Source organism: Streptomyces sp. NPDC051243 (assembly GCF_044455405.1).
Lineage (GTDB): Bacteria > Actinomycetota > Actinomycetes > Streptomycetales > Streptomycetaceae > Streptomyces.
The window spans coordinates 263,155-285,414 of the sequence record NZ_JBITES010000001.1; the positions used below are offsets into that span (position 1 = coordinate 263,155).

Here is a 22,260-nt window from a genome sequence, read left to right on the forward strand (position 1 = left end):
CGCCGGACCGACCCGACTTGGAACCGCCATGACCTCCGCCCCCTCCCCCGCCGCCGTTCTCATCGACGCGCACCACCATCTGTGGGACCTCGACCAGCGTCCGCAGCCCTGGCTCGACGACCCCGGCCTGACGTCGATCCGCCGCACCTTCACGCCAGACGACCTGCGCTCCACCGCGACCCGCCCCGTCGCGGGCCGTCACCTCCACGGAACGGTGGCCGTGCAGTGCGTGCCGGAGGTGCCCGAGACGGAGGACCTGCTCGCCCTCGCGGAGCGGGAGCCGCTGATCGAGGCGGTGGTCGGCTGGGCGGACCTCACGTCGCCGGTGATCGGCGAGACGCTCGACCGGCTGCTCGCCGGACCGGGCGGCCGCTATCTGCGTTCCCTGCGCCACCTCGTCCAGGGCGAGACGGAACCGGCCTGGCTGCAACGCCCCGATGTCGAACGGGGGTTGGCGGCGGCGAGGGACCGCGGGCTCACCTACGACGTCCTGATCCGCAACCACCAGTTCGACCAGGCGATCCGGCTGGCCGAACGCTTCCCCGACCTGCCCCAGGTGCTGAACCACGCGGGCAAGCCGGACATCGCCGGACGCGAACTCGCAACGTGGCGAGAGCAGGTGCGACGGCTGGCCGCGCACGAGCACGTGGTCTGCAAGCTGTCGGGACTCATCACCGAGGCCGACCACGACAGTTGGACCACCTCCGACATCCGTCCGGTCTGGGACGTCCTGCTCACGTCCTTCGGCCCGGACCGGCTGATGTTCGGCTCCGACTGGCCGGTCGCCAACCTCGCGGGCGGCTGGAACCGCTGGGCCGCCACCGTGGACGAACTGCTCACCGACTGCGCGGAGAGCGAGATCCACGCGCTCCTCGCCGGCACCGCGACCGCCTTCTACCGCCTCCCCGCCCGCGGCTGACGTACAGCGCCCGTGCCGAGAGGACTTTGGAGAAAACGATGACACTCGCCGTCCACTACACGGCCGCCCGCACCCTGGGCACCGCTCCCGCACCGAGTGTGGAGCCGGGCCCCGGCGAGGTGGAGCTCGCCCGCGCCTACGTCGGTATCTGCGGCACCGACCTGCACATCTTCCACGGCGACATGGACGCCCGCGTCGCCACGCCCGCCGTCCTCGGGCACGAGATGTCCGGCCGGATCGTCGGCGTCGGCCCCGAAGTGGAAGGCTGGCAGGTCGGGGACGAGGTGACCGTGATGCCGCTGCGCTGGGACGGCACCTGCCCGGCCTGCCGCGCCGGTCACCAACACGTCGCCGCCAAACACGGCATCACCGGACTCACCAAAGCCCTCGCCAACGAATGGGCACTGCACGGCGTCAACGTCAACGCCATCGCGCCCGGCTGCATCGCCACCGACAACACCCAGGCCCTCCAGGACGACCCCGTCCGCAGCAAGGCGATCCTGGACCGCATCCCCGCCGGACGCTGGGGCAGCGCCGACGACCTGGCCGGCGCCACCGTCTTCCTCGCCTCCGACGCCGCCGCCTACATCCACGGCACCACCCTGCCCGTCGACGGCGGATGGCTCGGCCGATGAGCGGCGGCACCGACTCCGTGCCGGTCCACGTCGACGTCCGCGTCCACGAGGAGGACGTCATGCGACGCCGGAGCGTCGCCCGCACGTCCGTCGAACTCACCGCCCTCGGGTTCGGCGCGGCGGTGATCGGCAACCTGTACCGCACCACCTCTGCGGCCGACGCGTCGGCCGCCGTCGACGCGGCCTGGGACGCGGGCATCCGGTACTTCGACACCGCGCCGCACTACGGCCTCGGGCTCTCCGAACAGCGCCTCGGGGCTGCCCTGCGGCAGCGTCCTCGGGACGAGTACGTCGTCTCCTCCAAGGTGGGCCGGCTCCTCGTCCCCAACGAGCGTCCCCAGGGCGTCGACAGTGAGGGCTTCGTCGTCCGGGACGACCTGCGCCGGCAGTGGGACTTCAGCCGCGACGGCGTGCTCCGCTCCATCGAGGACTCCCTGCGCCGCACCGGCCTGGACCGGCTCGACATCGTCTACGTGCACGACCCCGACGACCACTGGCGGCAGGCCGCCGACGAGGCCATGCCCGCGCTGGCGGAGCTGCGCGACCAAGGGGTCGTCGGGGCCATCGGCGCCGGCATGAACCAGTCGGCCATGCTCGCCCGTTTCCTGCGGGAGACCGCCGCCGACGTGGTCATGCTCGCCGGGCGCTACACCCTCCTCGACCAGTCGGCGCTGGACGACGTGCTGCCCGCCGCGCGGGAAGCGGGCAAGAGCGTCGTCGCGGCCGGTGTCTTCAACTCCGGGCTGCTCTCGCGTCCACGGCCCGCCGAAGGCATGAAGTACGACTACCGGGCCGCCCCACCGGAACTGGTCGCCCGCGCACGGGCGATCGCGGAGGTCTGCGAGGAGCACGGCACCAGCCTTCCCACCGCCGCCATCGCCTTCCCGACCACCCATCCCAGCACCGTCAACGTCACGCTGGGCATGCGTGACCGCGCACAGGTGACGCAGAACGTGGCGCTCCAGCGGAGCGCCGTACCCCGGGGGCTCTGGGACGACCTCCGCGATCGAGGGCTGATCAGGCAGGACGTCCCCGTCCCTGCCGCCGGCCTCCCTTGATGCCGCTGAGGGGCGAGGGCGCACCACGTCCGGTCGCTCGCCCTCCACCGACCCGACCGACTACCCGGGCCACTCCGCGTCCGTCGCCAGGGAAACCCGTACCGCTTCTGCCACTGAGGAAGCACTGAGGAAGCACTGAGGAAGTCGCCCCCGTCCGCGAAGCCGCACCGACAACGCCCCGGAGCCGCCACATGAACGCTTTCCCGACCGACCGATCCAGCAGGAGGGGCAGACGATGAAGCCCTTCCCCTCCACCGTCCGCAGGCTGTCGGCAGTGCTGGCCATGGCCCTCTGCGCGACGCCGCTGACCTCCCTCACGCTGTCGACCCCGGCCTCGGCCGCGGTCCAGGCCACCTACTACGTCGCCCCCAACGGCAGCGACACCAACGCCGGGACGATCTCCGCGCCGTTCAAGACCCTGCGGCACGCACGGGACGTCGTACGCACGGTCAACGACGACATGACCGGCGACATCAACGTCTATCTGCGCGGCGGCAACTACCCCGTGAGCAGCACCATCGACTTCACGTCGGCCGATTCGGGGACGAACGGCCACCGTGTCGTGTACGCCGCGTACCAGAACGAGAAGCCGGTGCTGAACGGTGGCGTGCCGGTGACCGGCTGGACCCAGCACAGCGGGAACATCTGGAAGGCGTCGCTGGACCGCGACGACAAGCTCCGCGCGCTCTACGTCAACGGCAAGCGCGCCCAGATGGCCTCGAAGACGATCAACTCGGCCGGATGCCACGGGACCTACACCGTCACGGCCGGCCAGGCCCCCTGGGCCTGGGAGTCGGGTTCGCAGTGCGACGGGGCCAAGTACAGCCTCTCCGACCTGCCCGCCATCGCCGCCAACCAGGACGACGTCGAGATCAAGTCGGCCACGACCTGGACCACGGCCATCGTGGGCGTCCGGCAGATCACCACGAGCTCGGACGGCGCCAACCGCGTGGCCCAGTTCCAGCAGCCGGGTGCGGCCATCGCCCAGGCAGCGCCGTACGGCCCGTTCAAGGCCGACGGCAGTCACACGTTCATGAACGCATACGAGTTCCTGGACAAGCCGGGCGAGTTCTACTTCAACAAGACGACCCACACGCTGTACTACTACAAGTCCGGCTCCGAGAACATGACCACGGCGAAGGTCTTCGCGCCGAACAACGTGTCCACCCTCCTCAAGATCGCCGGCACGTCGAGGACCGACCACGCGCGGAACATCACGTTCTCCGGGCTCACGGTCGAGCACTCCGACTGGAACCTGACCGACGTGGCGGCCTCCGTCTTCCGGCAGAGCCAGCAGGGCAACACCATCTCGACCGTGTACGCGAGGAAGAACTTCCACGCGTACACCTACCGCAACGTCGACCTGCCGCCGGGCATCATCCAGATCGAGAACGCCGACGGCATCACCCTGCGAGGCAACACGGTGCAGCACACGGGCGCCGACGGAATCAACATGGTCAACGACGTGACCGACTCGCAGCTCATCGGCAACGTCACGAATGACATAGCCGGCTCCGCGATCACCGCAGGGCACCCCCAGCACGTGTACATCGGGGACTACACCTCGACCAACAACGAGAAGTACCCGGTGAACGTCGAGGGAGTCTGCAAGAACATCTCGATCACGAACAACTACCTCTACGACAGCGGGGTGTTGTTCGAGGCCTCCAGCCCCGTGTCGGCGTACTTCGTGGACTCCCTGTCCGTGGAGCACAACCGGATCGAGAAGTCCCCGTGGGCCGGCATCACGCTCGGCTGGGGATGGTGGAACTTCGACGGTTCGACGAACTCCGTCAATCCCGGGAACCCGACCACCACGGCGAAGAACAACACCATCCGCCACAACCAGATCCTCGACCCGATGCAGACGCTCGGCGACTCCGGCGGCATCTACACCCTGGGAGCGCAGCCGGGAACCGAGATAAGCGACAACTACATCCAGGGCGTTCCGGCCGGCCACAAGTACGGACTCCACCCCGACGAGGGCTCCGCCTTCATCAACTACCACGACAACGTGTTCGACGTGGACAAGGACCTCAGGTCCGTCATCCACTCCGGCACATGGGGCCGCCAGCACGACCTGAGCATCACCAACACCTACGGCACCGTCAACAAGATCTGGGACAAGAACGTCCCGAACAGCACCATCCAGGACGTGCGCGCCTACGCGGACAACGTGTGGCCGTCGCAGGCGTACGCCATCGCCGTGAACGCGGGCCTGGAAGACGCCTACAAGGACCTCGTCCCCAGCAGCAGAGTGGCCCTGCAGGACTACGCGCTGCCCGCGAGCACGTTCGCCGGCAAGGGCGTGTCGTCCGTCCCCGTCCGCACCGTCGGTGACGGGACCAGGACTCTGTGGCTCGCTCCCTCCGGTACGACGACGTTCGCCGTCGGCCCCACCATGACGAAGGCCGCCGGCACCGCGACGGCCATCAGTGTCCCGCCGACGGTCGGCGACTACCGCCTCTACGTCGTGGACGCCCAGGGGAACGCCTCGCCCGCGTCGAAGTCGCTCGTACGGCAGCTCTGGGCCTACGTCGACGACAAGGACTCCTCCGTCACCTACTCCTCGGGCTGGTCGAACTGGAACGACTCGAAAGACTTCAATGGGTCCGAGAAGTTCGCGAGCAGGGCGGGCGACTCCGTCCAGTACTCGTTCACCGGGTCGGCCATCCGGTATCTCAGCATGAAGCAGCCCAACATGGGCAAGGTCGACGTCTACATCGACGGCACCCTGGCACAGGCGGGCATCGACGCGTACGCCCCGACCGTCACGAAGCAGGTGGTGCTGTTCGAGAAGACGGACCTCGCCGCGGGACCCCACACGATCAAGGTCGTGTGCACCGGAACGAAGAACGCGTCGGCCTCCAACACCGTCTGCGCGCTGGACGCGTTCGCCTCCATCGCCTTCCCCGCGAAGAGCGCCTTCTACAAGGTCCTCAACAAGAACGGCGGCAAGGCGATCGACGTCTCGGGCGGATCGACCTCCGCCGGGGCGAACGTCATCCAGTGGAACGACACCGGAGCGCCGAACCAGCTCTGGCGGTGGGTCGCGGTGGGTGACGGCAGCTACGAGATCGTCAACCAGAAAAGCGGTCTGCTGCTGGGCGTCACCGGCGGGTCGGGCGCGGACGGCGCGACCATCGTCCAGCAGGCCGACGACAACGGTGCGAGTCAGCACTGGACGCCGGTCGCCGACGGAAACGGCTACTACAAGATCAAGAACGTGAACAGCGGCAAGCTGCTCTCGGCGTCCAACTCGACGGCGGGCACGCAACTCGTGCAGACGACGGACACGAACGCCGACGGCCAGCTGTGGCGAGCGGTGATCGTGGACTGATCCCCCAGCCACCGCGACCCGCGGCGTGCGATGCGCCGCGGGTCCGGGGCCGTTGGTGGACGCCTCGTCACGGCACCTCCCCGGGTTCACCGTCTGTCGGCCCCAGTCGATCACGACCGTTCGTCTCCGTTGGGCACCGCCGGCGCGCTCACCAGCCGAGAACGTCAACGGCGAAGACACGTACCCCGATCCCCGGCCCCGCTCCAGCCCACAGCTCTGCCCCGTCCTGTCAGACGCCGGAGCCGGTTGAGCGGCAGTAAGTGTTGCTCAGGATGGTGTTGATCCGCTTGCCGTCCGCTTAGGTCACCCGGTGGTTCGCCATGGAGCCCGTGTCCGCGGCGGGGTCTGCGTCAGCAGATGGCGTGCCCGCGCACAACGATCTCCTCGGGACTTCCAGCGGCGACCCTATCGCGCCGAGACTTGTCGACCTTCTACAAGGCGCCAGGCAGAGCACCGACCTCCCCCGCCAACGTGCGACCGAAGTGGCCGCCAGGTCAACATCCACCCAGCCATGGCCCACCCCGGAAACACCACTACGAGCAACGAAGCTGCGGCATGGAGCCCCAAGGCCACCTGACGAAGCGTCAGGAAAGTTGGCATTGGGTTGGCAAGAGTCCTGCCACAGCTGCCCACAGACAATCAGACCCTGGAATCACTCGGCACCCCGCATCGGACCTGCGACAGCCCCAGCCACCCTCCCCCGCGTGATCGATGGGCGGGCGCGGAGCCCCGACGGTACGTCACCCACCCATCGCCACCAATCCGCCATTTCCGCAGGTCAACGCACCCTTCCTCGCGGCTTCAAAGGCGTCGGCGGCAGTTCGGGGGCAGGCAGCGGATCCCCGTCATACCCCTTCACCACCCCGAATCTCGACCCTTCCATCCAGTCCTGACGGGCCTGGACGATCTCCTCCTGCGACCGTCCGATCCAGTTCCAGAACATGACCAGCTCCTCCTCGAACGGCTCACCGCCGAGGAGCATGAGACCCGCGTCCGACTCGGCGCGCACCGGGAGTTCGGTGCGGCCGCAGCCGAGGTAGAGCATGGAGCCGGGCAGTACCGGTACGCCGTCCACATGGGCCTCGCCGGACATGGACAGGACGGCGTACTCGAAGTCCGGTTCCAGGGGGAGGCGTACGTCCGCGCCGCGCGCCAGGGTCAGGTCGGCGCCGACGATCGGGGTGTACGCCGTGCCGGGCGAGCTCGCGCCGTCGAGGTCGCCGAGGATCAACGTGGCCCGCAGGCCCGGTGCCGTGACGACGGGCAGTTCGGCGTGGTGTTCGAAGTGCGGGTCGGTGTGCCGGTGGCCGTCCGGGAGGGCGACCCAGAGCTGCGCGCCGTGCAGGAAACGGGCGTGCGACCTGGGGCTCTCCTCGGAGTGGCTGATCGCCCGGCCCGAGGTCATCAGGCCCAGTTCCCGCGGGCGGATGGTCTGCAGGCTGCCGGTCGAGTCGCGGTGCAGGACCTCACCCTCGTGCAGCCAGCTGACCGTCTGCAGACCCATGTGCGGGTGCGGCGGCACCTGCATGCCGGGCTCGTCGGCGATGTCGTCGGGGCCGTAGTGATCGACGAAACACCAGGCGCCGACCATACGCCGGCCCAGGTTGGGCAGCAGCCGACGCACTTCGGTGGACTCGCCGAGCTTGACGTGGCGAGGGCTGAGAAGTTCGCGTACGGGCTCCGCCACAACGAAACCACGGCCGCCGCAGATGGCGGGCACCGCCTCGCGATCAAGATTGCTCATGGCGCCCAAACTAGCCCCGCCGGGGCCGCCGCGTCAGTCCGTCACCCGGCGCTGTCTCGATGCGGTTCAGAAAATAGTAGCCATGGATATAGTAGCCATGTACTGTATCGCCCATGAGCAAGAGTTCCGAGAAGGCCACTCCCGGTTTCCTGGTGTGGCGTCTGTCGACGAAGTGGCGGGTCGCGGTCGACCGGGCCGTGACCCCGCTGGGACTCACCCATGCGCAGTACGCGCTGGTGGCCTCGCTGTACGGCATGCAGCGCCGCGGGGAACGCCCCAGCCAGCGGCGTCTCGCCGACCACACCGGGCTGGAACCGCTCTACGTCTCCAAGTTGGCGCGATCACTGGAGAGCGCCGGCCTCCTCGAACGCACGCGGGATCCCCGCGACCCGCGTGCGGTGCAGCTGGCACTGACCGAGCAGGGCCGTGAGCGGACCCGGCAGGCGATCAAGGTCGTCCAGGGGCTGCTGGAGCAATTGCTGGCGCCGCTCGGGGGACTGGACAGCGCGCGCACCAGGGAGTTCACGCACGACCTGGCGCTCCTGCTCGACGCACCTCTCGACCCGCTCGCCCTCGACACCGAGTCAGCCGAACAGTCCCGATAGTTCGGCATGTTCAACAAGTTCGACGAGTTCGACGACTTCCACAAGTTCGATGAGTTCGACGAGTTCGACAAGGAGCAGCCATGACCACCGCCAATGCCTCGGCCGGCACCAACCCCCCGATGTCCACCACTCCCCTGCTCGGCCCCCGAGTAATAGCCCTGGCCCACTACGCCGGCCGCGCGCTCCTCGAGCGTGTCCTGGCCCGCCACGGCGCGACATTCCAGCAGTCCGTCACCCTCCGGCTCGTCGCCGTCGCGGACGGACCGGTCGAGCGCGACCACCTCGTCGACGGTGTCGTGGGCGCACTCAAGATCGACGCAGCAGAGGCTCGCTCCGTGATCGACGAACTGACCACCGCGGAGCTGCTGGCCCCTCAGGAGGGGTCCCGGGTACGGATCACGGACGCCGGACGGGAGCTCCATGACAGCACTTCCGCCGAGACCGCACCCATCACCGCCCGGATCTACGCCGGCATCCCGACCGAGGATCTTGCCGCCGCCGGACGCGTACTGGCCCTCATCACCGAGCGGGCCGACGCCGAACTCGCCGCCATGACCCACTGAACCAGTGATGGAATATTGAACTATCGCCCTCCGTTGACGGCGTCGAAGTCGAAGGAGGTCACGAGTGGACACGACGTACTACGACCACGGAACACCGGCCGAGCGCTGGGAGCGCGCGCAGATGTTCTTCGACGCCAAGGACTACGCCGCCGCCGCGCGCGTCCTCGGAAAGCTGGTCGAGGAGGCGCCCGAGCAGACCGGACCGCGGCTGCTGCTGGCGCGCGCCTACTACCACTCGGCCCAACTGCGGCGCGCGGAGCGCGAGTTGCGCGTCGTCATCGAGCGCGACCCCGTCGAGCAGTACGCCCGGCTGATGCTGGGCCGCACCCTGCAACGGCAGGGACAGCACGCGGAGGCGGAGCCGCACATGCGCCTCGCCTCGGCGCTGGCCGGCGACTTCGAGCAGCTCTGAGCATGGCGAGGGGCCCGGATCCCCCCGGAAACCGGGCCCCAAGTCTTCTGGTTCCCTGCCCTACTTCGCTGCCGCGGGCGTCCGTTTCCCCCGCCGATGGGCCACCTCGCCCAGCACGACGTCCACGACGATGAAGGCGGCCAGCGAGATGCCGAGGAGCGGCACGAAGTAGCCGATCACGGCGACCACCGCCACCAGCGGGACCAGGATCAGCGGAGGCACCTGCTGCCAGGCGCCGCGCGGGACGGGCCGCCCGAAGGCGGAGCCGCGACCGCGCTGCCACCACATGCGGTAGCCCCACGCGATCAGCAGGATCAGCGACAGCGCCAGCAGCATCAGAGCGATCTGGTTGACCAGCCCGAACAGGACCCCGGTGTGCAGGTCGATGCCCCAGCGGGTCAGCTTGGCGAGCACGGGGTAGTCGGCGAAGCGCAGTACGTCGGTGACCTCGCCGGTGGCCGGGTCGATCGCGACCGAGTCCTGCTTCGTCGGCCAGCTGCGCTGCACCTGCTTCACCACGTACGCGGACGAGTCGTCGGCGGGCGGCACGATCTCCACGGGATCACCCAGACCCTCGGCGCGCGCGGCGGCCAGGACCTTGTCGAGGCCGACACCGTGCTCGCCGCTCCCGCCGGTGCCGGCGGCGGCGCCGTGACCCCCGTGGTCGCCGCCCGTCGAGGCCGAGACGGACGGGGTGGCCTGGCCGAGCGAGGTGCGCAGTTCGTCGATGTTGGCACCGGCGTACGCCGACCAGGTCAGGCCGGTCGCCGACAGGAAGAGGAACCCGATCGCGGCCCAGACGCCGACGGTGCCGTGCAGGCCGAGCGTACGGCGGCGGCCGCTGGTGCCCCGCACCTTGCGCAGGGCGCGGCGGCGGGTGAACCACAGCACCAGGCCGCCGGCCGCGATCACCCACAGCCAGCTCGCCGCCAACTCGCTGTAGAGGCGGCCGGTCCCGCCGAGGTGGAGGTCGCGGTGGAACTCGTCGATCCAGGTGCGCAGGGGCAGCGCGCCGGTCGAACCGTACTGTTCGAGGGCGCCGCGCACCTCGGCGGTGTACGGGTCGACGAACACGGCGAGTGTGTGGTCGGGGTTGACGCCCTGGACACCGGACAGCAGGACCCTGGTGGAGGCGTCGTCCGCAGGCGAGGGCCGCACCGCCGAGACCGTGCCCTCGGGATGGGCCTTGCGCGCGGCGGCGACCTGCTCGAATATCGGCAGTTTCGCGTCACCGACGGGGACGGTCATCTCGTGGGAGTACACGAGCTTCTCGGCCTGGAACGCTCCGGCGTACAGGAAGCCGGTGGCCGCGGCGACGAGCAGGAAGGGCGCGACGAGCACTCCGGCGTAGAAGTGCAGTCGCAGGATCAGCGGACGCAGCGGTGCCCATCTGCTGGGCGGCGACGCCGGGGCGTCGGGTTGCGACGCCTCCTCCGTGGCGGTCGAGGGAGCGGTGGACATCGGCGGCATCTCCGGGGCGTGGGACGGGGAGCGGGGACGTTCTTCTCTCTGCTGTAGCGGTCCAGTAGTCGGATGAGAGGTCCCTCGAGTTCCGGACGCGTTAAGTGGCCTGCGTCACACGAGAATCGGCCGGTTCCACAGGAGCCATGGCATGCTGGCGCGATGGCACCTCCGAGCGACCGCGCACCCCTGGCCGAGCAGATCGAGCAACTCCTCGCATCCGAGGGCCCGTTGCCCATCGTGGCGGCCGGCGATCCGGTGCTGCGGCGTCCCACCGAGCACTTCGACGGCCAACTGGATCCGGCGCTGCTGGGCCGCTTCGTCGAGGCCCTGCGGATCACCATGCACGCGGCGCCGGGCGTCGGCCTCGCGGCACCGCAGGTCGGTGTGCCGCTGCGGATCGCGGTGATCGAGGACCCGGCCCCGGTGCCGGAGGAGGTGCGGCTGACGCGCGGGAGAGTGCCGCAGCCGTTCCGGGTGCTGGTGAACCCGGCGTACGAACCCGTGGGTTCCGCCCGCGCCGCGTTCTTCGAGGGCTGTCTGAGCGTCCCGGGCTATCAGGCGGTGGTGGCACGGCCCGCCGAGGTACGGCTGACCTGCCAGGACGAACGCGGGCGCGCGGTCGACGAGGTGTTCACGGGGTGGCCCGCCCGGATCGTGCAGCACGAGACGGACCACCTCGACGGCCTGCTCTACCTGGACCGGGCCGAGCTGCGTTCACTGTCCTCGAACCAGGCGGTGGCCGAGTACTGGGCGCAGCCGGCCCCGGGCGAGGCGGCGAAGGCCTTGGGTTTCCAACTGCCCGAGTGAGTACGCCGGTCGGCGGCGGTACGTCAGTTGTCGCGGTACGACTCCAGCAGCCGCAGCCACACCTCGCTGATCGTCGGGTACGACGGGACCGCGTGCCACAGCCTGCTTATCGGCACCTGCCCGGCGACCGCGATGGTCGCCGAGTGGATGAGTTCGCCGACGCCGGGGCCGACGAAGGTCACGCCGAGCAGGACCTCGCGCTCCAGGTCGACGACCATGCGGGCGCGCCCGCGGTAGCCGTCGCCGTACAGCGACGCCCCGGATACCGAGGCGAGGTCGTAGTCCACGGCGCGGACGCGGTGGCCGGCCTGTTCCGCCTCCGCCAGGGACAGGCCCACGGCGGCGGCCTCGGGATCGGTGAAGACGACCTGGGGGACGGCGGCGTGGTCGGCGGTGGCCGCGTGGGCGCTCCAGGGGTCGGACTCCAGCAGGGGGACGCCGGAGGCGCGGGCGGCGATGGCCGCGCCCGCGATGCGGGCCTGGTACTTGCCCTGGTGGGTGAGGAGCGCCCGGTGGTTGACGTCGCCCACCGCATAGAGCCACTCGCTGCCGGTGACCCGCAGGGTGTCGTCGACCTCCAGCCAGGAGCCGGGCTCCAGGCCGACCGTGTCCAGGCCGATGTCGTCGGTGCGCGGGGCGCGCCCGGTCGCGAAGAGGATTTCGTCGGCCTCGATCCGGTCGCCATGGTCGGTGACGACCACGACGGTGCCGTTCTCCCTGGTCACCGACTCGGCCGAGGTCCCGGTGCGGACGTCGGCGCCGGCCTCGGTGAGCGCGTCGGCGACGAGTTCGCCGGCGAAGGGCTCCATGCGGTTCAGCAGTCCCTTGCCGCGGACGAGGAGCGTGACCCGGGAGCCGAGCGCCTGATAGGCCGTGGCCATCTCGGTGGCGACCACTCCCCCGCCGACCACGACCAGCCGCCCGGGCACGTCCTGGGCGCCGGTGGCCTCGCGGCTGGTCCACGGCTTGACGTCGGCGAGTGCGGGCAGGTCCGGCACCACGGCCCGGCTGCCGGTGCACACGGCGACGGCGTGGCGGGCGGTCAGGACGTGCCGGGCACCGTCCGGGCCGGTCACCTCCAGGGTGCGGGGTCCGGTGAGGCGGCCGTGGCCGCGGTAGAGGTCGGCGCCGATGCCGTTCAGCCAGCCGACCTGGCCGTCGTCGTGCCAGTTCGAGGTGTACTCGTTGCGCCGGGCGAAGACGGCGGCCGAGTCGAGGGGGCCCTGCACGGCCTGGCTGAGGCCGGGCAGGCGGCGGGCGTCGGCCTGGGCGATGACCGGGCGCAGCAGGGCCTTGCTGGGCATGCACGCCCAGTACGAGCACTCGCCGCCGACCAGTTCGCTCTCCACGACCGCGGTGGTCAGTCCGGCCGCACGGGTGCGGTCGGCCACGTTCTCCCCCACGGGCCCGGCCCCGAGGACCACGACGTCGTACGCGATGGAATCCGTTTCCGTCATGGGGTCAGTCTTGCGGGTGGTGTGCGGCGTGGCCACACGGGTACGCGCGCCGAATACCCAGCGGAATACGCAACCGTACGGCCGTGTTGTCGCCGACGGCTTCGCCCCGATACCAGGAAGAGGGATATCGCCATGAGCAGCACCGTGGAGCTCACCAAGGAGAACTTCGACCAGACGGTCACGGACAACGAGTTCGTCCTGATCGACTTCTGGGCATCCTGGTGCGGGCCGTGCCGTCAGTTCGCGCCGGTCTACGAGAAGGCCGCCGAGGACAACCCGGACCTGGTGTTCGGCAAGGTGGACACCGAGGCGCAGCCGGAGCTGGCCGCCGCCTTCGGTATCCAGTCGATTCCGACGCTGATGATCGTCCGTGACCGTGTCGCCGTGTTCGCGCAGCCTGGTGCCCTGCCCGAGGCCGCCCTCACGGACGTCATCGGGCAGGCCCGGAAGCTGGACATGGACGAGGTCCGCAAGGCCGTTGCCGCCCAGCAGGAGCAGGCGGAGCAGAACGGCCAGTAGGGCCCAGGGTCCGGAGGACCGGCAGGAACCCCGTCCGGACCCGTTTAGAAGGGGTACGCCGCCACGTCCCCGCGCACCGTCGTCCAGCGCACGTCGGTGAACGCCTCCAGGTTGGCCTCGCCGCCGAACCGGGCGCCGGTGCCGGAGGCGGCGATGCCGCCGAAGGGGGCGACGGCCTCGTCGTTCACGGTCTGGTCGTTGATGTGCACGATGCCGGTCGGGATGCGCTCGGCCAGGTCGAGGCCGCGGGCGGCGTCCCCGGTGACGATGCCCAGGGAGAGACCGTAGGAGCTCGCGGCGGCGAGCGCGGCGGCCTCGTCGGCGGTGCTGAAGGGGCGAACGGGCGCGACGGGGCCGAAGACCTCCTCGGCGTACGCGGGGGTGTCGTCGTCGACGCCCGCGAGCACGGTCGGCCGGTAGAAGAGCTCCTCGTGGGTGCCGCCCGCCGCCAGCTTGGCGCCCCGTGAGGTGCTGGCCTCCACCAGTCCGTGCACCTTGCCCAGCTGGCCGGCGTCGATGAGGGGGCCGAGGTGGACCTGGGCGCGGTGCGGGTCGCCGACGGCGAGGGAGTCGGCCTTGGCGGCGAGCCGCTCGACGTACTCCGCGTACAGGGACTGGTGGACCAGGTGGCGGCCGGTCGTCATGCAGATCTGGCCCTGGTGGAAGAAGGATCCCCAGGCCGCCGTGGAGATCACCGCGTCGATGTCGGCGTCCTCCAGCACGATCAGCGCGGAGTTGCCGCCGAGCTCCAGGTGCGCGCGCTTGAGATGCCGCCCGGCGGCCTCGCCGACGGCGCGGCCCGCGGCCGTGGACCCGGTGAAGGAGATCACGGGCACCCGCGGGTCGGCCACCAGAGCCTGGCCCGCCTCGGGGCCGCCCGGCAGGATGTGCAGCAGCCCCTCCGGGAGACCCGCCTCGGCGAAGACCGCGGCCAGCGACAGCCCGCCGCAGACCGCGGTGCGCGGGTCCGGCTTCAGCACCACCGCGTTGCCGAGCGCGAGGGCCGGGGCGACCGAGCGGATGGACAGGATCAGCGGGGCGTTGAACGGCGAGATCACACCGACGACGCCGACCGGGACCCGGCGCGTGTACGACAGGCGAGGTGCCTCGCTGGGCAGGATCTGACCCGCCGGACGGGAGGCGAGGGCAGCGGCCTCGTAGCACTCCTGGGCAGCAACGTGCAGCTCGAAGTCGGCCTTGCCGGGGATCGACCCCGACTCGCGGACGATCCAGTCGCGCAGTTCCTCGGCGTGCGCGGCGAACAGGTCTCCGGCCTTGCGCAGTACACCGGCGCGCACGAAGTGCGGCACGCGCGCCCACTCGGACTGGGCGGCACGCGCGGCCTGGGCGGCCGTACCGACGTCCTCGGCGGTGGCCAGGGTGACGGTGCCGAGGGTGTCGCCGGTGGCGGGCTCGGTGACGGCGTACTCGTCTCCCGACAGGGAGCTGGACTGCCAGGTCTTGGGGTCGAGCAACGGCATTGCGACTCTCCGTTCGATCACCGGCGGGACTCACACGGGGAGCGGAAGTCCCGAGTAGTTCGCCGCCAGTTCGGCGGCCGCGTGACGGGATGCGGTGATCCGGCGCAGCCTTGCGAGCTGCATCCGGTCGTCGAACGCATCCCCATTTGGTTGAGCATGCAACATCCTAGTCATGTCGTCCGAGAAACGGGTGGCCTGCCACACACGTTGCAGACACAACGCGGAGTAGCTGTCGAGAAGTTGCGCGCTCCCTGTGCGGTACAGGGCGGTGAGGGCTCGGGCCAGGACCCGTACGTCCGACACCGCGAGGTTGAGGCCCTTGGCTCCGGTCGGCGGGACGATGTGGGCGGCGTCCCCGGCGAGCAGGAGCCGGCCGTGGCGCATCGGCTCGTGGACGTAACTGCGCATGGTCGTCACGGACTTGCTGGTGATGGGGCCGCGGTGCAGCGTCCAGTCGCCGTCGACGGCGAAGCGGGCGGCGAGTTCGTCCCAGGCGCGGTCGTCGGGCCAGTCGTCGGGGTCGGTGCCGTTGGGGACCTGGAGGTAGAGCCGGGACACGGACGGTGAGCGCATGCTGTGCAGGGCGAACCCGCGTTCACCGCGCGCGTAGATCAACTCGTCGCAGGAAGGCGGCACTTCGGCCAGCACGCCGAGCCACGAGTACGGGTAGTCGTGCGCGTACGACCGCCCGGCCCCGGCCGGGATGGCTTCGCGGGAGATGCCGTGGAAGCCGTCGCAGCCGGCGACCCAGTCGCAGGTCAGCGTCTGCTCGCGACCCTCGTGCCGGAACCGGACGACGGGTGCGTCGCTCTCCGCTTTCTCGACCGCGAGGGCCTCGGCCTCGAACAACAGCGGTGGCCCGTCGGCGAGTTGGAGGGCGACGAGGTCCTTCACGATCTCGGTCTGGGCGTAGATCGTCACGGTACGGCCACCGGTGAGGGCCGGGAAGTCGATGTGGTGGCGTTCGCGGGCGAAGCGCAGCTCGATGCCCTGGTGCACCAGCCCCTCGGCCTGCAGCCGCTCGGCGGCGCCGGCTTCCTGCAGCGCGTGGACCGTGCCCTGCTCCAGCATCCCGGCCCGCTGGCGCTGCTCGACGTACTCCCGCGTCCGGCTCTCCAGGACCACGCAGTCGATGCCGGCACGGTGCAGCAGGCGGGCGAGCAGCAGGCCGGCGGGGCCGCCGCCGATGATGCCGACCCTGGTGCGCATGCCACGTCTCCCTGCCTCGGCGGTGCCTCCCGCGCCGGCCGGACCCGCGGTAACTCAGCTGGACTCGCGGTGCACCACCGACGCCCCCAGCACCTTGTGCGTCTGGGGCGCGGCGCCGGGGCTCTGCACCGCGCGGTCGACCAGTTCCGCGAGGTCGCGGCCGGACGGCAGCTCTATGTGGACGGTGCTCAGCCTAGGCCGCAGCAGCCGTCCGAGCATCAGGTCGTCGGCGCCGATGACGGCCGTGTCGGCGGGGATGCGCAGGCCCTCGTCCTGCAGGGCGCGCATCAGCAGCATCGCGTACTCGTCGTTGTAGGCGAACACGGCGTCGAGGCCGAGGTCGCGCCAGCGGGCGGCGAGGCGCGCCGCCGACTCCTCGTCGTAGGCGAGGGACAGCGGGGTCACGGTGGCGTCCGTGCCGTTCAGGGCGCGGCGTACGCCTTCGAGACGGGGCGCGGAGAAGGACTGCAGCCTTTCCTCCTCGGGCACGACCACGCCGATACGCCGCCGGCCGCGGTCGTAGAGGTGGCGTCCCGCGCAGTGGCCGACAGCCTCGTAGTCCATCAACAGCGCGTGGGCGCCCTCGACGGACTCGGGGCCGATGGTGACGACGGCCCGCGCGCCGGACCGCTTGAGCACGGTCACACCCTTGGGGCAGAGCCCGGAGCCCGGCACCAGGACGGCGACCGGACGCAGCTCGGCCCACGCGCGGGCGGCCTCGTCGCCGTGCAGACCGACGCTTGCGTGCTGTACGACGGTGTAGTCGAGGCGGCCCAGCGCGGCCTGGAGGTCACCCAGGAACCGACTGTAGAGCGGGCCGCCGGAAAAGCTCGGGGCGGGCATCAGGACCATGCGGCTGTGCCCGGCGCGCAGACTCCGGGCGGCCGCGTGCGGGACGTACCCCAGTTCCTTCGCGGCTTCGTGGACGCGGCGACGGGTGGGCTCGCTGATCCGGACGGCGCTGGTGTTGTTGAGGACGTAGGAGACGGTCGCGCGCGAGACGCCGGCCAGGCGGGCCACATCGGCGCTCGTGGGTACCGAGCGCGGTGCGGGGGAGGCGGGCGCGGGCGTTTTCGGTATCTGCACCATGACGTAGCGCATCCTTGCAGAAGCTCTGAGCGAGGCTCAGCTCAGGGCCCCCGCCCGTTCACGTCCCCGTGCTCGTCACGCGGGCGACGAGGTCGGTCCAGCCCTTCTCCAGCCGCTCCATCGGCATTCCGCACTGCCTGTTCAGGTGGTTGATCAGGGCGGGGTCCAGATACGCCATGAGCGTCTGGGCGAGGAGATCGCAGTCGGCGTCGGGCATGATCTGCCGCAGCAGCACCGTGACGTGGGTGTGCAGCCCCCGGCGCGCCGGGTGGCTGAAGCGCCGGGTCGGCTCCGGCTGGGCGGCCAGGTGCAGGTCCAGTTGCTCGGCCGTGCGGTACAGCACCGCCACGCCGAACGCGCGCAGCCGGTCGACCGGCGGTGCCCCCGGGCCCAGCGGCGGCGGGCCGCCGAGGAAGTCGGCCTGCAGCTTGCGCGCGGAGTGGTCCAGCAGCGCCGTCAGCAGGCCGGTGCGGTCGCCGAAGCGGCGGAAGACCGTGCCCTTGCCCACGCCGGCCGCCGCGGCCACCGCCTCCATCGTGACCCCGGCCGCGCCGTGCTCCGCGATCAGCTCGGCGGCCGCCTCCAGCAGCCTGGCGCGGTTGCGGGCCGCGTCGGCGCGCAGGCAGGGCTCGTCGAGGTCGGAGCCGACCTCGAGCAACTGGGGTGTGTCGAGGGGCTCCTGAGGCTGCGGGAAGGACGGCAGGTCGGCGGGCATGAAGCCAGCGTAGAGCATCGGGAATGAAACTGGACCGCGGTCCGCTTGAGGTGCTAGAAAGAAAACGGACCTCGGTCCGGATCGTAACGGCAGTGTTTCAGCATCCCTGGGAGTTCGCATGTCTGTTCGCATCCTCGCGCTCGTCGGCAGCCTTCGTGCCGGTTCGCACAACCGTCAGCTGGCCGAGGCGGCCGTCAAGCTCGCTCCCGAGGGCGCCGAGGTCGTGCTCTTCGAGGGCCTGGCCGACATCCCGTTCTACAACGAGGACATCGACGTCGAGGGCAGCGTCCCGGCCGCCGCCACCAAGCTGCGCGAGGCCGCGCAGGCCTCCGACGCGTTCCTGCTCTTCTCCCCCGAGTACAACGGCACCATCCCGGCCGTGCTGAAGAACGCCATCGACTGGCTGTCCCGCCCGTACGGCGCCGGCGCCTTCGGCGGCAAGCCGGTCGCCGTGGTCGGCACCGCCTTCGGCCAGTACGGCGGTGTGTGGGCGCAGGACGAGACCCGCAAGGCCGTGGGCATCGCCGGCGGCAAGGTTCTGGAGGACGTCAAGCTGTCCATCCCCGGCTCCGTGGTCCGCTTCGCCGAGACGCACCCCGTCGACGACGCCGAGGTCGCCGCGCAGCTGACCGAGGTCATCGCGCGCGTCCACGGCAACGCGGGCGAGCCCGTCGCCGCCTGATCGGTTCCCTGACAGAGGCCGGCGCCCCCTGGGCTCCGGCCTCTCCTCGTGTCAGGCCACCGCCGTGGGCGCCAGCTCCCGCAGCACGCCCAGCGCCGCGGCCACCGCCGGGCGTTCCCGGCCGCCCCGGCGGGTGCAGGTGAGCAGCCTGCGGCGCGGCTCGCGGGCGCAGCGGATCCGGGTGATCGGCAGGTGCGGGGGCAACTGGGCCAGCCGTGGGATCAGGGCGACACCGAGGCGGTGGGCGATCAGGTGGGCGGTGACGTTCCAGTCCACGGCGTGATGGATCACGTTCGGGGTGAAGCCGGCGGCCCCGCACGCCGACATCACATGGGGACGGCAGGGGCTGTCCGGCACCGGCGCGATCCAGTCCTCGTGCGCGGCCTCCGCCAGGTCCACCTGTTGGTGCCGGGCCAGCGGATGATCCTGCTCAACGACCAGGTCGTACGGCTCGTCGAGCAGCGGCTGCTGGTCGAAGCGGGCGTCGCCCAGCGGCGGGTTGTGCGGGGTCACCTCCACCACCGCCAGTTCGATCTCACCCGCGAAGAGCAGGTCGAAGCTCGCCGGGACGCCGGTCTCCTGGATGCGCACGGTCAGCCTCGGGTGCCTCTCCCGCAGCCGTACGGCCATCGGCGCCAGCAGCACCGACACGGCCGTGGAGAAACCGCAGACCCGCAGCTGTCCGGCGGGGGCACTGTGTTCGGCGCGCAGGTCGAACTCGGCCTCCTCCCAGCGCGCCGCGATCGCGTCGGCGTGGGCGAGCAGGCTCTCGGCGGCCGCGGTGAGGCGGACCCCTCGGCCCTGCGGTTCGAGCAGGTCGACGCCCAGGTCGCGGGCGAGCTGGCGGATCTGCTGGGAGGCGGCGGAGGGGGTGAAGTGCAGGGCGTTGGCGGCGGCGGTGACCGTGCCGTAGTGCGCCACGGCCCTCAGTACGTGCAGTCGGCGCAGGTCAATCATGAAGCCCACGCTTCAAGGTGAGGTCCGGAAAGTCAACCTGGACGTGTATGAACGCGCATCGCACCCTTGGTGGTGTCGCGACGGTCAACCAGCCACACGGCCGACCAGCCACGAGGTACGAGGAGTCGCCATGACCAGCCCGACCGCCACCGTCTGCCCGCACTGCGGTTGGCCCGACGGCGCCGAGCCCTTCCAGGTGCTCTCCCGGCACGGCACCGCCGCCGGCCACACGCTCTGGACGCGCTGCGGCTGCGGATCGCTGCAGATGCGGGTCGTCGACGGCCGCGGGACGCGTGTCGTCTCCCGCAGCCGTCCCGCCGAGGCTCAGTCGAGTTCAGCCAGCCGCTGAACGGCCGGAGCCACGAAGCTCTCCATCCAGGCGGCGGTCTCGCCCAGGCGCGGGGAGAGGATCACGGTGTCGATCCCGAGCTCGGTGTAGCCCGTGATCTCCCGGGTGAACGCGTCGAGGTCGCCCCGGGTGGCCGGGTCCCCGCCGTAGGCGACGGTCTTGCGGATCCCGTCGTAGTCACGGCCCTCGGTCTCGCAGTGGCGGCGCAGCACATCGAGCTTGTGCCTGACCTCCTCCGGCGAGGTGGTGAACAGGTTGCACGCGTCGCCGTACCGGGCCACCAGCCGGAGCGTCTTCCTCTCCCCGCCCCCGCCGATCATGATCTCGGGGTGCGGAGTGCTGATAGGTGCCGGTACGCAGAGGGTCTCGGCCAGCCGGTAGTGCTTGCCCTCGAAGGGGCCGTCGGTCTCCGGGTCCCACATCTGGAGGCAGATCCGCAGGGTCTCCTCGAGCCGCTCGAAGCGCTCGGCGACGGACGGGAACGGCACGCCGAGACCTTCGTGCTCGCGGCCGTACCAGGCGGCGCCGATCCCGAGGGTGGCCCGGCCGCCGGACAGCACGTCGAGGGTGGTGGCGATCTTGGCCAGCAGGCCGGGATGACGGTAGGTCACGCCGGTCACCAGGGCGCCGAGACGGACCCTGGAGGTGTGGGCGGCGAGGTAGCCGAGGGTCGTGTAGGCCTCCAGCATGGGGTCCTCGGCGCGGTCGTTGAACTCCATCTGGAAGTAGTGGTCCATCACTGACAGCCAGCTCACACCGGCCGCCTCGGCGGCGGTGCCCGCGGCGGCGAGTTCGGCACCGAGCGCGGGGCCTCCACCGGAATGGTCGAAACGGTTGATGTGCACCCCGACCCGCATGGCCTGTCTCCGTTCACCCGGACCGTTCACCGACCCGGACGACGCTAGTTCTTCGAGCGCTCTCGAAGTCAAGGCCGCCCGGCGAGTCGGTCGCCCGAAGGGGTGCGCCCGGACAGCACTCTCCATCCGACCCGGGTCCGGGTGACGAGTCCCGTGGCGTGCAGCACCCTCAGGCGCCGACCCGGCAGCTGTTCACCCGCGTGTCGCCTGCGCCTGCTCCTGCTTCTTCGAAGCGCGCAGACTGGTCACCGTCGTCACCGCGAGAACGAGCACGATGAAGCCGAGCGAGAAGGGGATGCTGATCTCGGGGACGTGGACGCCGGACTCGTGCAGCGCGTGCAGGACGAGCTTGACGCCGATGAAGCCGAGGATGATCGACAGGCCGTAGCTGAGGTGGACGAGCTTCTTCAGCAGGCCGCCGATCAGGAAGTAGAGCTGCCTGAGGCCCATCAGCGCGAAGGCGTTGGCGGTGAAGACGATGTACGGGTCCTGGGTCAGTCCGTAGATCGCGGGGATGGAGTCGAGGGCGAACAGAACGTCGGTGGAACCGATCGCCAGCATCACGACCAGCATCGGAGTCATGATCCGCTTGCCGTTCTCCGTGATGAACAGCTTGGTGCCGTGGTAGCGGTCGGCCACGCCGAAACGCTGCTCCGCCATCTTCAGCAGCTTGTTCTCCTGGTACTCCTCCTCGTGCTCCTCCTTGCGGGCGTCCTGGACCAGCTTCCAGGCGGTCCAGATCAGGAAGGCGCCGAAGAGGTAGAAAACCCAGGAGAACGTGGAGATGATCGCCGCGCCGGCCGCGATGAAGGCGGCGCGCAGCACCAGGGCCATGATCACGCCTATCATCAGGACGCGCTGCTGGTACTGCGAGGGCACCGCGAACTTCGCCATGATCAGGACGAAGACGAAGAGGTTGTCGACGCTGAGCGACTTCTCCGTGATGTACCCGGCGAAGAACTCACCCGTGGGCCGGGCGCCGCCGTAGGAGAAGAGGCCGAGGCCGAACAGACAGGCCAGCACGACCCAGACGATCGTCCAGGTTCCCGCTTCCCTGATCGAAACGTCATGGGGTTTGCGACCGATGAAGAAGTCCACGGCGACCAGCGCGCACAGGGCCAGGATGGTCAGCAGCCAGACGGTGGGGGAAACGTTCACAGGTGTTACTCCCGGTGCAGGTGGGGCCCTGACAGCGTGATCGCCGACCTGCGGTGCCTTCCACCGACGGCAGGTGAACAAAGAGTCATGGCGTGGCAATCTCCCGGACGCGGGGGAGCCACCCGCCGTACGGCGGGCAGGTTCCGCCGAACGGCGGCGCTCCGGCCGGGGCGCGTGCGCGGATCATGGCCGCACAGTCGCAGAGCCGCCGGGCACGCGTGCCCCTGTGTGACCCCCGTG

At 70.4% G+C, this 22,260-nt stretch carries 20 protein-coding genes and 1 pseudogene; 11 read left to right on the forward strand and 10 right to left on the reverse strand.

The genetic code is table 11. The annotated features are described in order from the left end of the window. Positions 1-28 precede the first annotated feature (28 nt). From ACIBAG_RS01145 to ACIBAG_RS01160, 4 genes and pseudogenes are all read left to right on the forward strand, one after another. Positions 29-919 (forward strand): amidohydrolase family protein, encoded by an 891-nt coding sequence (locus ACIBAG_RS01145; RefSeq protein WP_399099547.1) that lies wholly within the window; start codon positions 29-31, stop codon positions 917-919. Between the two features lie 167 nt (positions 920-1,086). Further along, positions 1,087-1,554: pseudogene (locus ACIBAG_RS01150) on the forward strand (SDR family oxidoreductase); the annotation flags it as partial. 59 nt (positions 1,555-1,613) lie between these two features. Beyond that, positions 1,614-2,612 carry an aldo/keto reductase gene (locus ACIBAG_RS01155; protein ID WP_399100537.1) on the forward strand — a complete coding sequence of 333 codons (999 nt, stop codon included), beginning with the start codon at positions 1,614-1,616 and terminating at the stop codon, positions 2,610-2,612. 235 nt (positions 2,613-2,847) lie between these two features. Next, on the forward strand, positions 2,848-5,952 hold the full coding sequence (locus ACIBAG_RS01160; RefSeq protein WP_399099549.1) for an RICIN domain-containing protein: 3,105 nt from the start codon (positions 2,848-2,850) through the stop codon (positions 5,950-5,952). A gap of 778 nt (positions 5,953-6,730) precedes the next feature. Here ACIBAG_RS01160 and ACIBAG_RS01165 read toward each other — a convergent pair. Next, the gene (locus ACIBAG_RS01165) at positions 6,731-7,696 is read right to left on the reverse strand and encodes a pirin family protein (protein WP_399099551.1); all 966 of its coding nucleotides are present in this window, start codon (positions 7,694-7,696) and stop codon (positions 6,731-6,733) included. A 113-nt stretch (positions 7,697-7,809) separates the two neighbouring features. On the opposite strand from ACIBAG_RS01165, the gene ACIBAG_RS01170 reads away from it, so the two are divergent. The 3 genes from ACIBAG_RS01170 (at position 7,810) to ACIBAG_RS01180 (ending at position 9,276) form a co-directional block, all read left to right on the forward strand. Then, the gene (locus tag ACIBAG_RS01170; RefSeq protein WP_399099553.1) at positions 7,810-8,301 is read left to right on the forward strand and encodes a MarR family winged helix-turn-helix transcriptional regulator; all 492 of its coding nucleotides are present in this window, start codon (positions 7,810-7,812) and stop codon (positions 8,299-8,301) included. A gap of 80 nt (positions 8,302-8,381) precedes the next feature. Beyond that, positions 8,382-8,864, forward strand: coding sequence for a MarR family transcriptional regulator (locus ACIBAG_RS01175; protein ID WP_399099555.1), 483 nt, complete (start codon positions 8,382-8,384; stop codon positions 8,862-8,864). A gap of 64 nt (positions 8,865-8,928) precedes the next feature. After that, positions 8,929-9,276: a tetratricopeptide repeat protein gene (locus ACIBAG_RS01180; RefSeq protein WP_399099557.1), complete on the forward strand. Its 348-nt coding sequence runs from the start codon at positions 8,929-8,931 to the stop codon at positions 9,274-9,276. A 60-nt stretch (positions 9,277-9,336) separates the two neighbouring features. On the opposite strand, the gene ACIBAG_RS01185 is transcribed toward ACIBAG_RS01180, so the two are convergent. After that, positions 9,337-10,737 carry a PepSY-associated TM helix domain-containing protein gene (locus ACIBAG_RS01185; protein WP_399099560.1) on the reverse strand — a complete coding sequence of 467 codons (1,401 nt, stop codon included), beginning with the start codon at positions 10,735-10,737 and terminating at the stop codon, positions 9,337-9,339. A 162-nt stretch (positions 10,738-10,899) separates the two neighbouring features. On the opposite strand from ACIBAG_RS01185, the gene ACIBAG_RS01190 reads away from it, so the two are divergent. Then, on the forward strand, positions 10,900-11,547 hold the full coding sequence (locus tag ACIBAG_RS01190; RefSeq protein ID WP_399099562.1) for a peptide deformylase: 648 nt from the start codon (positions 10,900-10,902) through the stop codon (positions 11,545-11,547). Between the two features lie 23 nt (positions 11,548-11,570). On the opposite strand, the gene ACIBAG_RS01195 is transcribed toward ACIBAG_RS01190, so the two are convergent. Then, entirely contained in the window at positions 11,571-13,004 is a 1,434-nt protein-coding gene (locus ACIBAG_RS01195; RefSeq protein WP_399099564.1) for a dihydrolipoyl dehydrogenase family protein, read from the reverse strand. Between the two features lie 132 nt (positions 13,005-13,136). Here ACIBAG_RS01195 and trxA point away from each other — a divergent pair, with 132 nt between their 5' ends. Then, on the forward strand, positions 13,137-13,523 hold the full coding sequence (gene trxA / locus ACIBAG_RS01200) for a thioredoxin (RefSeq protein ID WP_031482176.1): 387 nt from the start codon (positions 13,137-13,139) through the stop codon (positions 13,521-13,523). Between the two features lie 44 nt (positions 13,524-13,567). On the opposite strand, the gene ACIBAG_RS01205 is transcribed toward trxA, so the two are convergent. Genes ACIBAG_RS01205 through ACIBAG_RS01220 form a run of 4 tightly spaced genes read right to left on the reverse strand, consistent with a single transcriptional unit; the run spans position 13,568 to position 18,035 of the window. After that, entirely contained in the window at positions 13,568-15,004 is a 1,437-nt protein-coding gene (locus ACIBAG_RS01205; RefSeq protein ID WP_399099567.1) for an aldehyde dehydrogenase family protein, read from the reverse strand. 30 nt (positions 15,005-15,034) lie between these two features. Then, on the reverse strand, positions 15,035-16,213 hold the full coding sequence (locus ACIBAG_RS01210) for a 4-hydroxybenzoate 3-monooxygenase (protein ID WP_399099569.1): 1,179 nt from the start codon (positions 16,211-16,213) through the stop codon (positions 15,035-15,037). Positions 16,214-16,267: 54 nt separating this feature from the next. Then, entirely contained in the window at positions 16,268-17,302 is a 1,035-nt protein-coding gene (locus ACIBAG_RS01215; RefSeq protein WP_399099571.1) for a LacI family DNA-binding transcriptional regulator, read from the reverse strand. Between the two features lie 58 nt (positions 17,303-17,360). After that, a complete protein-coding gene (locus tag ACIBAG_RS01220; protein ID WP_399099573.1) occupies positions 17,361-18,035 on the reverse strand; it encodes a TetR/AcrR family transcriptional regulator in 675 nt (224 codons plus the stop codon). Between the two features lie 100 nt (positions 18,036-18,135). On the opposite strand from ACIBAG_RS01220, the gene ACIBAG_RS01225 reads away from it, so the two are divergent. Continuing rightward, positions 18,136-18,699 carry an NADPH-dependent FMN reductase gene (locus ACIBAG_RS01225; RefSeq protein ID WP_399099575.1) on the forward strand — a complete coding sequence of 188 codons (564 nt, stop codon included), beginning with the start codon at positions 18,136-18,138 and terminating at the stop codon, positions 18,697-18,699. A 51-nt stretch (positions 18,700-18,750) separates the two neighbouring features. Here the strand turns inward: ACIBAG_RS01225 and ACIBAG_RS01230 are convergent, their stop codons facing one another. Beyond that, on the reverse strand, positions 18,751-19,656 hold the full coding sequence (locus ACIBAG_RS01230) for a LysR family transcriptional regulator (protein ID WP_399099577.1): 906 nt from the start codon (positions 19,654-19,656) through the stop codon (positions 18,751-18,753). A gap of 130 nt (positions 19,657-19,786) precedes the next feature. On the opposite strand from ACIBAG_RS01230, the gene ACIBAG_RS01235 reads away from it, so the two are divergent. After that, positions 19,787-20,005 (forward strand): hypothetical protein, encoded by a 219-nt coding sequence (locus ACIBAG_RS01235; RefSeq protein ID WP_399099579.1) that lies wholly within the window; start codon positions 19,787-19,789, stop codon positions 20,003-20,005. Here the strand turns inward: ACIBAG_RS01235 and ACIBAG_RS01240 are convergent. Together ACIBAG_RS01240 and ACIBAG_RS01245 are read right to left on the reverse strand one after the other, a co-directional pair. Continuing rightward, complete coding sequence (locus ACIBAG_RS01240; RefSeq protein WP_399099581.1) at positions 19,981-20,862, reverse strand: LLM class F420-dependent oxidoreductase; 882 nt, start codon at positions 20,860-20,862, stop codon at positions 19,981-19,983. The genes ACIBAG_RS01235 and ACIBAG_RS01240 overlap by 25 nt on opposite strands. Positions 20,863-21,054: 192 nt before the next feature. Next, entirely contained in the window at positions 21,055-22,020 is a 966-nt protein-coding gene (locus tag ACIBAG_RS01245; RefSeq protein WP_399099583.1) for a TerC family protein, read from the reverse strand. Positions 22,021-22,260: the final 240 nt, after the last annotated feature.